The organism is Halomonas sp. KM-1 (assembly GCF_000246875.1).
Lineage (GTDB): Bacteria > Pseudomonadota > Gammaproteobacteria > Pseudomonadales > Halomonadaceae > Halomonas > Halomonas aerodenitrificans.
This window is the reverse complement of sequence record NZ_BAEU01000069.1, coordinates 1-10,294: the sequence shown is the minus strand read 5'-3', so window position 1 is coordinate 10,294 and position 10,294 is coordinate 1. Positions and strand designations below refer to the sequence as shown.

Genomic DNA, 10,294 nt, shown 5'->3' with positions numbered 1-10,294 from the left:
CCCGCTGGAGGTAGCCGCCACCCTGCGGGCGGGGCCGCTGGATCGACTGGTGTCGGTGGTGCTGCCGCTGTCGCGCCAGGGCCTGCTCACCGCGGCGGTACTCTCCTTCGCCCATACCCTGGGCGAGTTCGGCGTGCTGCTGATGATCGGCGGCGGCATCCCCGGCCAGACCCAGGTCGCGTCCATCGCCATCTACAGCCACGTCGAGGCCATGGATTACGCCGCCGCTCACCGCCTGTCGCTGCTGCTGATCGTGACGGCCTTCGTGATGCTGGTCTGCATCTATGCCCTCAACAAGCGCTTCAAGATCGTGGGAGTGGCGCCATGAGCCTGGCGTGCGAGTTTCGGCTGGAGCGCGGCGACTTCGTGCTGGACGCCCGGATGACCCTGCCCGAGCGCGGCGTCACCGCGCTGTTCGGCCGCTCCGGCTCGGGCAAGACTACCCTGCTGCGCTGCCTGGCCGGCCTGGAGAGAGCCAGAGGCTGGCTAACGGTGAACGACTGTCGCTGGCAGGATGATCAACGCTTCCTGCCGGTACATCGCCGCCCGCTGGGCTACGTGTTCCAGGAGGCGAGCCTGTTTCCCCACCTGCGGGTGCGCGACAACCTGCGCTACGGCTACCGGCGAGTACCGGCCGACCGACGCCGGGTCGACTTCGACGAGACGGTGCGACTGCTCGGCGTCGAGGCGCTGCTCGAGCGATACCCGCAAGCGCTCTCCGGCGGCCAGCGCCAGCGCGTGGCCATCGCCCGGGCCCTGCTCGCCAGCCCCCGGCTGCTGCTGATGGACGAGCCCATGGCGTCGCTGGACGCCACCAGCAAGGCGGAGATCCTGCCCTACCTGGAGCGGCTTCACGATCACCTGGAAATACCGCTGGTCTATGTCAGCCATGCTCTCGAGGAGGTGGCCCGGCTGGCGGATCACATGGTGCTGCTGGAAGCAGGCCGGGTGCTGGCCGCCGGCCCCTTGCAGGAGCTGCTGACCCGCAGCGACCTGCCGCTGGCCCATGCCGACAATGCCGCCGCGGTACTGGAAGCGCAGGTGCTGGAGTATGACGCCGGGCAGCAACTGGTCACGCTTGGCTGCGGTGACGTGCGGCTGCGGGTCTCGCGGGAGCAGGCGCCAACGGGCGCGCGCCTGAGGCTCAGCGTCAGGGCCAACGACGTGGCGATCAGCCTGAGCCCCGCGCGGGATTCCAGCGTGCTCAACTGCCTGCCGGCGCGAGTCGCCGAGATCGACGACGACCCACACCCCGGCCACCGGCTGGTGCGCCTGGCCCTCGGCGATCAGACCCTGCTTGCCCGTATTCCCCGCGAGGCCGTGGAGCGCCTGGCACTCGCCCCCGGCATGACCGTGCATGCTCAGGTGCGGGCGCGAGTGCTCTAGATTTAAAAGGCGATCAGCTGGACGGCGGCGAATCGGCGAACAGCGCAGTGAAGGCTTCCATCTCCTCGGCCACCGCCTCGCTGGCGATACGCTGCATGCGCTGGTAGCGTTCCAGCACCTCCTGGCCCAAGGGCGTGATGCTGGCCCCACCGCCCCGCTTGCCGCCGGTAGCTGTGGCTACCAACGGCGCCTTGAAACACTGGTTCATGGTGTCCACCAGCATCCAGGCACGCCGATAGCTCATGCCCATCTCACGAGCAGCGGCACTGATCGACCCGGTGGCGGCAATGGCCTCGAGCAGTTGCGCCTTGCCCGGGCCGATGGCAATGGCAGGGCCCAACTGGATGCGCAGGCGGGGAATGGTCGGATCATGGGCGGCCACGCTGTGCCTCCTTGGACTAGTCAGCCGGATGCTATCACTCCTTCCACCCCGCGGCATTTCGCCTTGTCTGCATTACCCAGCGTATGGATTCCGCGTTTCGTACACAAATTCGTCGGGAACGAATTTGAACAGCCTTTAGGCTGGCCCGAAGGGTAGCCGCCAGGGATGGCGGCTATAGCGCAGCGATTCGCTCGCGCAGGCATTTATTCTCAGCGAAGTAGCAGTACCGGCACCCTGGCCCGCCGCAGCATGGCGGTGGTAGTGCTGCCCACCAGCAGGTGGCGGATGCGCGAGTGGCCATAGGCGCCCATCACCAGCAGGTCGATGCCGTGCTCCTCCTTGTAGGCACGCAGGCTCTCCTCCACCTCGCCGGCGCGGATCGCCCCTTCGGCCTCGTGGCCGGCCTCGCGCAGCGTGGCCAGCGCCCACTCCAGCTGCGAACGATTGTCGCCGGTCTCGGCCCCGACGATCACCACGTGCACCGGAATCCCGTTGAACAGCGGGCTTTTGGCCAGCATTTCCACGCCCTTGCGGGTGGTCTTGCTGCCGTCGAAGGCGAGCATCACCCGCTGGGGTTGGGTGAAGGTCTCCGGCACCATCAGAATCGGCCTATGCAGCGTGCGCACTACCCGCTCCAGGTTGGAACCCAGGTGTTCACTGGCCTGGTGGGCAGTCTCGCCACGCTTGCCCAGCACCAGCAGGCGAATCTCGCTCTGCAGCTCATCGAGGGTTTCCACCAGGGTGCCGTTGCGCTGGCGGTTGGCGGGCTCGGTCACGCCATTCTCGATGGCGCGCTCCTTGGCTGCCTTGAGCATCAGCCGGCCCTGCTCCTGAGCCACCTTGGCACGCTGCTCGTCGAGCTGAGCGAGCTCCTCGAGCAGGTGCTCGCGGGAACCCAACCCAATATGGCCGGAGAGATCCGCTTCGGCGGTCTGGGGATGGTTGTCCACCACGTGCAGGAAGGTGAGCGGCGCCCCGAGCGCCTGACTGGCCCAGGCGGCGTAGTCGCACACCCCGGCGGAGAACTGCGAGCCGTCGATGGCGGCCATTACCTGTTCGGTCATGTCTTGCTCCTCGTTTCCTTAGTGTCCGCCCATCAACTTTTCCACGGCCGCCGGATCGTCGTGGATGGCATGGCGGTCGACGATGGTGGCACTGGCCTCGTTGAGCCCGATCAGCTCCACCTCGGTGCCCTCACGACGAAACTTGATCACCACCCTGTCCAATGCCTGCACCGCCGTAATGTCCCAGAAGTGCGCGCGCGAGAGGTCGATGGTGACCTTCTCCACCGTCTCCTTGAAATCGAAGGCGCTGCCGAAGCGCTCGGAGGAGGCGAAAAACACCTGACCCACTACATGATAGATTCGACGACTGCCAGCGTCGGCCTCTTCGGAGCCGATATAGAGAATGTTGCCGACCTTGTTGGCGAAGAACATCGCGGCCAGCAGCACGCCGACGAACACCCCGATAGCCAGATTGTGGGTTCCCACGGTAACCGCCACGGTGGTCAGCATGACGACATTGGTGCTCAGCGGATGCTTCTTCAGGTCGCGAATCGAGGCCCAACTGAAGGTACCGATGGAGACCATGATCATCACCGCCACCAGCGCGGCCATGGGGATCAGCGACACCCAGTCGGAAAGGAACACCACCAGGATCAGCAGCAGCACACCAGCCACCAGTGTGGAGAGCCGCCCTCGCCCGCCCGACTTCACGTTGATCACCGACTGGCCGATCATCGCGCAGCCGGCCATGCCGCCCAGCAGGCCGGAGCCGATATTGGCGATACCCTGTCCCTTGCACTCGCGGTTCTTGTCGCTCGGGGTATCGGTCAAATCGTCGACGATGGTGGCGGTCATCATCGACTCCAGCAGACCCACCACGGCGAGCATCACCGAGTAAGGCAGAATGATCCACAGCGTGTCGAGGGTCAGCGGCACGTCGGGCCACAGGAACACCGGCAGGGTATCGGGAAGCTCACCCATGTCGCCAACGGTGCGAATCTCCATACCGGAGAGCAGGTAAACGGCGGTCAGCACCACAATGCACACCAGCGGCGAAGGAATCGACTTGCCCACCCTGGGCAGGTAGGGAAACAGGTAGATGATTGCCAGGCCGGCTGCGGTCATGGCGTAGACATGCCAGGTCACCCCGGTGAGTTCAGGCAACTGCGCCATGAAGATCAGGATGGCCAGGGCGTTGACGAAGCCGGTAACCACCGAGCGCGAGACGAAGCGCATCAGCTCGGCCAGCTTCAGGTAACCCACCACGATCTGCAGCACCCCGGTGAGCAGAGTGGCGGCCAGCAGGTACTCGAGGCCGTGTTCGCGCACCAAGGTGACCATCAGCAGCGCCATGGCGCCGGTGGCAGCGGAGATCATCCCAGGCCGGCCGCCGGTGAAGGCGATGATCACGGCGATACAGAAGGAGGCGTAGAGGCCGACCTTGGGGTCGACCTCGGCGATGATGGAAAAGGCGATTGCCTCGGGAATCAAGGCCAATGCGACCACGATGCCGGCGAGGGTATCGCCCTTGATGTTGGAGAACCATTCTTGCTTGGTGGATCGGAACATGCTTCGGTCCAGTCTGTGAGTCGTCATGCCAACCGGCGCATAGCGGATGGCGTCAGGTGTGATGACACATGTTTCCCACGGCGCGTCGAGAGGCGACCTGAGGGAGCACTGTGAATCGGTGAGATATGGGCAAGCGGCCCGGGACATCGAAGGATGTCGAGCGGTGGTGTGCCGATGACGGCATCACCCGAGAGGAGAGAAAGCGTTAGGGTGGCGTGACCAGCCCTGTCGAAGAATTCACGTTGCGTTGCGTCCGTGGTCGGTTAAGCGGGGCAAAGACGGCATGCCCCGAATCGAGCGCCGCATTCTATCAGTTCCGCTGTAACGCTGCACCCCGAGCCCTTAAACCTAGGCCCTTAGACCTATTCCCTTAGATCTGGGCCCTCAGCCGCCGCTCCAACCGGCGTTCGTACAACCCCTTGGCCAGCAGTGTGCCCAGCACTAGGCCGCCGCCCAGCAGGGCAATGGGTGCCGGTCGTTCGGCCAGGAGCCACCATACCCATAGCGTGCCCACCACCACTTCCATCAGCATCAGCAGCCCCACCTCGGCGGCAGGCAGATAGAGCGGCCCCCGCTGGATCAGGGTGAAGCCCAGCGGCAGCAGTACCAGGCACAGCAGTATCAGCAACAGCAGGCTATCGGCGGGCGGCAGCGCGATGCCGCCACTGGCCAGGCCGAGCAGCCCCGCCGTGGCGGCCACGATCAGTCCCGATAGCGTGAGCATCGGGCTCATGTCGACCCCGGGGCGGGTACGGCACAGGGTGAAGTTGGCCGCCAGCGCCGTGGCCGCCAGCAGGGCGAAACCGTTGCCCATCCATGAGCCGGCACCGGCATCGTCGAGCACGATCAGCGAGGTGCCGAACAGACAGATCCAGATGGCGAGCCAGGTGCGCCGGGGCAGCCGCTCGCCGAGGAACAAGCGTGACAGGAGGGCGGCGATCAGCGGCGCTCCAGCCAGGATCATCAGCACGTTGCCGCCCTTGGTGTACTGGTTGCCGAGCACGAAGCCATAGGTGGAGAGGCTGAACAGCACGGCCACGCCGATACCGGTCCAGCCGCAGCGGCGATAGGCAGCGACGGTGCCGGCACCGTGGCGGGCCAGCATGATGAGCAGGAACCCCAGCGCGGTGAGCAGCCCGCGCCACAGCAGGATCTGGCTGTCGGGCAGACTGATCAGCTTGATCAGCAGGGCGTCGGGGGAAATGATCAGTGCACCGCCGCCGGTCAGCAGCAGCCCCTGCTGGCGGTGCGAAAGGGAGTGGATCAAGGCGACCTCGAAGTCCGTCGGATCGCCTCAGCATGCCACGTCCGGGCGGACGTGGCACGCTTCGCTCAGCCTTCGCCCAGATCGTCGGGCCGCGTGGCGTTGGTCTTGGCCTGGGCGGTAGACGCCTGCATGTGCCGGAACGCCTCCATGATGTCCATCGGCAGCGGGAAGACGATGGTCGAGGCGTTCTTGTTGCTCATGTCGCTCATGGTCTGCAGATAGCGCAGCTGCAGCGCGGCGGAGTTCTCGGCCATGACGTTGGCCGCTTCGACCAGCTTCTTCGAGGCCTGCAGCTCACCCTCGGCGTGGATCACCTTGGCGCGCCGCTCACGCTCGGCCTCGGCCTGGCGGGCGATGGCGCGGATCATGCTCTCGTTGAGGTCGACGTGCTTGATCTCGACGTTGGCCACCTTGATGCCCCACTCCTCGGTCTGAGCGTCGATGATCTCCTGGATGTCGTCGTTGAGCTTGTCGCGCTCAGAGAGCATCTCGTCGAGATCGTGCTTGCCGAGCACCGAACGCAGCGTGGTCTGGGCCAGCTGGCTGGTGGCCACGGCGAAGTTCTCGACCTGGATGATCGCCTTCTCGGGATCGACCACGCGGAAATAGAGCACCGCGTTGACCTTCACCGTGACGTTGTCCTGGGAGATGACGTCCTGCTCCGGCACGTCCATGGTGATCACGCGCAGGTCCACCACGCTCATCTGCTGAATGCCGGGAATCACGATGATCAACCCCGGTCCCTTGACCGACTGGAAGCGACCGAGGAAAAAGATCACGCCGCGTTTGTACTCCGGCAGAATGCGGATCGACGCGGCGACCAGCATGAACAGCAGGACGACCGGAATGAGATATTCGAGCATCATGGGAACTCTCCTTGATGTGGTTGCGCTTGAACTCGATGAATTCCGTTACATTACCGAGCGGTTCGTGGCACGGGCTCGACGTGTAGCGTCAGGCCGTCGACCGTCACCACTCTGACCGCCTCTCCACGCCTCAAAGCAACGGGACTGCGTGCATTCCAGCGCTCCCCCCGCATGCGCACATGGCCTTCATGCTGGAAGTCCTCCAGGGCAACGCCATGACAGCCTATCAGCTGCTCCTGGCCAGTGCGGGCCGGACGTCGGCGCAGGCCGGTGAAGCGGATCATCACCCACAGCATGAGCACCGCCGCCACCAGGGCAACGCCGCCGATCATCGGCAAAGAGACGGCGAGCTGGTCGGTATCCATCAGCATCACCGAGCCGATTACGAAGGCCGCGATCCCGCCCATGCCGAGGATACCGAAGCTCGGCATCAACGCCTCGCCCACGATCAAGCCCAGCCCCACCAGCAGCAGTGCCAGCCCCGCGTAGTTGATCGGCAGCAGCTGGAAGGCGAACAGCGCGAGCAGCAGCGAGATGACGCCAATGGTGCCCGGCACCAGGGCGCCCGGATTGGAGAGTTCGAAGATCAGCCCGTAGAAGCCGATGATCATCAGGAAGTAGGCCACGTTGGGGTTGGTTATCACCTGCAGGAACTGGGTGCGCCAGTCGGGATCGAAGCGCTCGATGGTGATGTCGGCGGTACTCAGGGTGCGTTCGCCGCGCTCCATGACCACCTCGCGACCGTCGATCTGCTCCAGCAGGTCGTCGATGTCACTCGCCACCACGTCGATGACGTTGATTTCGAGCGCCTCGCGGGAAGTCAGGTTGACCGCTTCGCGTACCGCCTCCTCGGCCCAGTCGGCATTGCGGCCATGGCGCTCGGCCAGCCCGCGAATGTAGTAGACGGCGTCCTCCAGCACCTTGCGCTCCATGGCGGTCTCGCCGCGCCGGCGCGTATCGGCGGGGGTGTCGCCTTCGGCCTCCGCCGCCTCGGCATCGTTGGCCTCGTTAGCCTCGTTGGCTTCCTGCTCCGCCTCGTCATTCTCCCGTGCGTTGCGCTCCTCGTTCGCCTCGTTCTCCCCGTTCGTCGCGTCCTCTTCTTCGTCGCGCTCGTCCATGCCGGGAAAGCCGCCGCCCATCTGCACCGGCGTGGCCGAGCCCAGATGAGTCGCAGGGGCCATGGCAGCGACGTGGCTGCCGTAGAGCAGATAGGTGCCGGCGCTGGCGGCACGGGCGCCGCTGGGGGAGACGTAGATGGCCACGGGCACCGGCGAGGTGAGCATGGCGCGGATCATGCTGCGCATGGTGGCATCGAGCCCGCCCGGGGTGTCCATCTGCACGACGACGAGTTCGGCATTACGCTCGGCCGCCTTGCGCAGCCCGCGCTCGAAGTAGTCGCCGGTGGCCGGCCCGATGGCCCCCTCCACCGTCATCACCAAGGCGATGCGCTCGTTCTCCTGAGCCTGACTCTGCCAGGCCAGCAGGCCACCGCCGGCAACCAGGCACAGGAAGCTGAACCACAACACAAGACGGTGAAACCAGGCGACACGGCGCACGCTCATGACAGACTTACCTCGCGTCGTGATATGGGTATGCTTGTAGGACCCCACTGGTGGTGTTTCAGTTTCTCCTTAAATCAGGTTAGCAGGCGAAGCCGAGAAAGCCGAACCCACCACGAAGCCCATCCTGGAGTATGACGATGCGCCGACTTGTCACTGCCATTGCCCTCTCGTCGATCCTGGTACCGCCGGCGGCAGCCGATACATGGTCGCAGGTGCTCGACGAGGCTCGCGGCCAGAGCGTCTACTGGCACGCCTGGGCCGGCGATACTCGGGTCAACGACTATCTCGAATGGGTCAAACAGCGAGTGCGGGACGAACACGAGATCGAGCTGGTACACGTCAAGATCGACGATACCGGTGCCGCCGTCTCCCGCGTGCTGGCCGAGCGCAGCGCCGGCAATCACGACGACGGCAGCATCGATCTGATCTGGCTCAACGGCGAGAACTTCGCCGCCATGAAAGAGAACGACCTGCTGTACGGCCCCTTTGCCGAGCGGCTGCCCAACTTCGCGCTGACCTTTCCGGAACACAATCCCGAGGTGGTCACCGACTTCACGCTGCCCACGGAAGGCTATGAGTCGCCCTGGGGCAAGGCACAGATCACCTTCTATTACGACGCCGGCGAAGTCGGGGACGAGCCGCCGCGCAGCATGGCGCAGCTGCTCACCTGGGCCGAGGCCAACCCGGGACGCTTCACCTATCCCCGCATTCCCGACTTCCTCGGCAGCACCTTCCTCAAGCAGGCACTCATTGCCCTGGTCGACGATGGCGATGCCCTCTATGAACCGGTGGCGCAGAGCGACTTCGAGGAAGTCACGGCACCGCTGTGGGAGTATCTCGACGCCCTTCACCCCCACCTGTGGCGCAGCGGGCGACAGTTCCCCGCCAATGGCCCCGAGCTGCGGCGCCTGCTGGCCGACGGCGAAGTCGCGCTGGCCTTCACCTTCAATCCGGCGGAGCCGGCTGCCGCGGTGGCCGACTTCGAGCTGCCCGAGTCGACCCGCAGCTACGTGCTCGAAGGCGGCACCCTGGGTAACGTGCACTTCGTTGCCATTCCGTTCAACTCACCGCGCCGTGCCGCCGCCATGGTGGTGGCCGATTTCCTGCTCTCGCCCGAAGCCCAGGCACGCAAGCAGGACATCTCGGTGTGGGGCGATCCCACCGTGCTCGACGTGACGCGGCTGGACGACGAGACCCGCGCACTCTTCGAGCAGGCGCACGACAACCCCGCCCTGCTGGCCCCGGAGGCGCTGACCGAGACCCTGCCGGAGCCGCATCCGAGCTGGATGACGGCGCTGCAGGACGCCTGGCAGGCGCGCTACGTCGGCCGCTAGGGACAGCCGCTGCCGATGCTGCGCCTTGCTCCGTGGCTGATCGTCATCCTGCTGGTCGGCCCGATACTGGCCGGCCTGACCATGGCGCTGCTGCCTGCGTTCGGCTATATGCCGGCGCTGGGCGGCCATGGCTTCAGTCTGGATCCCTGGCGGCAGCTCCTGGCCCAGCCGGGCCTGACCCGCTCGGTGGGCGTGAGTTTCGCCAGCGGTCTGGTCACCACGGCCATTTCGCTCGCCGTGGTGCTGCTGTTTCTGGCCGGGGTGTCGGGCAGCCGCCTGGACCGGTGGATCCGACGTCTGGTCGCGCCGCTGCTGTCGATCCCCCATGCCGCCGCAGCCTTCGGCCTGGCCGTCCTGATCGCGCCATCCGGCCTGCTGTCACGACTGGTCTCGCCGGGTCTCACCGGCTGGGAGCGCCCGCCGGATGTGCTGATCGTTCAGGACCCCTGGGGGCTCTCACTGATGGCCGGGTTGATCATCAAGGAGATCCCCTTCCTGCTGCTGATGTGCCTTGCTGCCCTGCCCCAGCTCGACCCGGAGCGACGCGTGGCCATGGCCCGCTCGCTCGGCTATCGCCCGACCACTGCCTGGCTCAAGGTGGTAGCCCCTTCACTCTATCCGCTGATCCGGCTGCCGGTCTTTGCCGTCATCGCCTATGCCACTTCGGTGGTCGACGTGGCACTGATTCTCGGCCCGACGCTGCCGCCGACGCTGGCGGTCTCGATTCTGGTCTGGTTCAACGATCCCGACCTGAGCCGGCGCTTCATGGCCTCGGCCGGCGCCGTGCTGCAGCTCGGCGTCACGGCCGCGGCGCTCATCGCCTGGTGGTGTCTGGAACGCCTGGTCGCCCGGCTGGGGCGGCAGTGGCTCGCGCGTGGCGGGCGCGGCAGCGGCGACTCACCGCTGCGTCTGGCGGGCAAAGGG

The 10,294-nt window shown here is 65.8% G+C and carries 10 protein-coding genes; 4 read left to right on the top strand and 6 right to left on the bottom strand.

The window, feature by feature from the left end; all coding sequences use genetic code 11:
* Window positions 1-328: molybdenum ABC transporter permease (locus tag B8115_RS07250; RefSeq protein ID WP_010627111.1), on the top strand; the 328-nt coding region annotated here is incomplete at its 5' end.
* A complete protein-coding gene (gene modC / locus B8115_RS07245; RefSeq protein ID WP_010627110.1) occupies window positions 325-1,386 on the top strand; it encodes a molybdenum ABC transporter ATP-binding protein in 1,062 nt (353 codons plus the stop codon). The genes B8115_RS07250 and modC, both read left to right, overlap by 4 nt.
* 13 nt (window positions 1,387-1,399) lie before the next feature.
* On the opposite strand, the gene B8115_RS07240 is transcribed toward modC, so the two are convergent.
* The 6 genes from B8115_RS07240 to B8115_RS07215 form a co-directional block, all read right to left on the bottom strand.
* On the bottom strand, window positions 1,400-1,768 hold the full coding sequence (locus B8115_RS07240; RefSeq protein ID WP_010627109.1) for a winged helix-turn-helix domain-containing protein: 369 nt from the start codon (window positions 1,766-1,768) through the stop codon (window positions 1,400-1,402).
* Window positions 1,769-1,977: 209 nt separating this feature from the next.
* Window positions 1,978-2,832 (bottom strand): universal stress protein, encoded by an 855-nt coding sequence (locus B8115_RS07235; RefSeq protein WP_010627108.1) that lies wholly within the window; start codon window positions 2,830-2,832, stop codon window positions 1,978-1,980.
* A gap of 18 nt (window positions 2,833-2,850) precedes the next feature.
* Window positions 2,851-4,341, bottom strand: coding sequence for a SulP family inorganic anion transporter (locus B8115_RS07230; protein WP_010627107.1), 1,491 nt, complete (start codon window positions 4,339-4,341; stop codon window positions 2,851-2,853).
* Window positions 4,342-4,711: 370 nt separating this feature from the next.
* Complete coding sequence (locus tag B8115_RS07225) at window positions 4,712-5,608, bottom strand: DMT family transporter (RefSeq protein ID WP_010627106.1); 897 nt, start codon at window positions 5,606-5,608, stop codon at window positions 4,712-4,714.
* Between the two features lie 65 nt (window positions 5,609-5,673).
* Complete coding sequence (locus B8115_RS07220) at window positions 5,674-6,474, bottom strand: slipin family protein (protein WP_010627105.1); 801 nt, start codon at window positions 6,472-6,474, stop codon at window positions 5,674-5,676.
* A 50-nt stretch (window positions 6,475-6,524) separates the two neighbouring features.
* A complete protein-coding gene (locus tag B8115_RS07215; RefSeq protein WP_010627104.1) occupies window positions 6,525-8,036 on the bottom strand; it encodes a nodulation protein NfeD in 1,512 nt (503 codons plus the stop codon).
* Between the two features lie 137 nt (window positions 8,037-8,173).
* Here B8115_RS07215 and B8115_RS07210 point away from each other — a divergent pair, with 137 nt between their 5' ends.
* The gene (locus B8115_RS07210) at window positions 8,174-9,370 is read left to right on the top strand and encodes an ABC transporter substrate-binding protein (protein ID WP_010627103.1); all 1,197 of its coding nucleotides are present in this window, start codon (window positions 8,174-8,176) and stop codon (window positions 9,368-9,370) included.
* A gap of 15 nt (window positions 9,371-9,385) precedes the next feature.
* Window positions 9,386-10,294: spermidine/putrescine ABC transporter permease (locus tag B8115_RS07205; RefSeq protein WP_010627102.1), on the top strand; the 909-nt coding region annotated here is incomplete at its 3' end.

Excerpts from the sequence above, each read along its gene's own strand:
- modC (WP_010627110.1), top strand. The coding sequence starts at position 325 with ATGAGCCTGGCGTGCGAGTTTCGGCTGGAGCGCGGCGACTTCGTGCTG.
- B8115_RS07235 (WP_010627108.1), bottom strand. The coding sequence starts at position 2,832 with ATGACCGAACAGGTAATGGCCGCCATCGACGGCTCGCAGTTCTCCGCC.
- B8115_RS07230 (WP_010627107.1), bottom strand. The coding sequence starts at position 4,341 with ATGTTCCGATCCACCAAGCAAGAATGGTTCTCCAACATCAAGGGCGAT.
- B8115_RS07220 (WP_010627105.1), bottom strand. The coding sequence starts at position 6,474 with ATGATGCTCGAATATCTCATTCCGGTCGTCCTGCTGTTCATGCTGGTC.
- B8115_RS07215 (WP_010627104.1), bottom strand. The coding sequence starts at position 8,036 with ATGAGCGTGCGCCGTGTCGCCTGGTTTCACCGTCTTGTGTTGTGGTTC.
- B8115_RS07210 (WP_010627103.1), top strand. The coding sequence starts at position 8,174 with ATGCGCCGACTTGTCACTGCCATTGCCCTCTCGTCGATCCTGGTACCG.